The organism is Nostoc sp. CmiVER01 (assembly GCF_034531135.2).
Lineage (GTDB): Bacteria > Cyanobacteriota > Cyanobacteriia > Cyanobacteriales > Nostocaceae > Nostoc.
In genome coordinates this window covers 1-610 of sequence record NZ_JAVRBU020000073.1, presented here as the reverse complement: position 1 = coordinate 610, position 610 = coordinate 1, and the positions used below count along the sequence as shown (strand labels likewise).

Annotated in this window: 1 pseudogene; it reads right to left on the bottom strand. The window is 58.2% G+C overall.

Annotated features, from left to right (window positions below):
* A pseudogene (locus tag RMZ43_RS36055) lies at positions 1-534 on the bottom strand (DDE-type integrase/transposase/recombinase); the annotation flags it as partial.
* Positions 535-610 lie beyond the last annotated feature (76 nt).

Below are 610 nucleotides of genomic sequence, written 5' to 3'. Positions count from 1 at the left end.
CTCCATTTCCAGAGGAGAAAGAAGAAGATTATGACGCCAACCGATGATCTGCCGCAACGCACGGAACCCCCGCTCAGATGGCAACGAGAAGTCGATCTCGATGCCAGGCACTTCGTGGTTGAAGTCGTCGATGACGTTGAATAGCCGGATGCTGCGCCCGTCGGCCAGCTGATCGTGCATAAAGTCCATCGACCAGACCTGGTTGACGCTCGATGGCACGGCCAGCGGCTCCGGAGCCCGTCTGACCAACCGCTTACGCGGCTTGATCCGCAGGTTCAACTCCAGCTCGCGATAGATCCCATACACACGCTTAGGATTCCAGCCGAAGCCCTTCACGTTGCGCAGGTACAAGAAGCACAGCCCGAAACCCCAATTCCGGTGGTGGTCGGTCAGACGCAGCAGCCAGTTCGCTATGTCATCGTTCTCGACCTTGCGTCGGCCAACATACCGATTGCAAGCCTGGCTGATCCCAAACGCCTCACATGCCAACCGAATCGATAGCCCCTGGCTGGCCACCGCCTTCATGGCCATCTTGAGAGCATCCCGAAATCGATGTGGCGGAAGCGAAGCCATTTGCCGGACTGATACGGGGTCCGAAGAGCACTGGCAA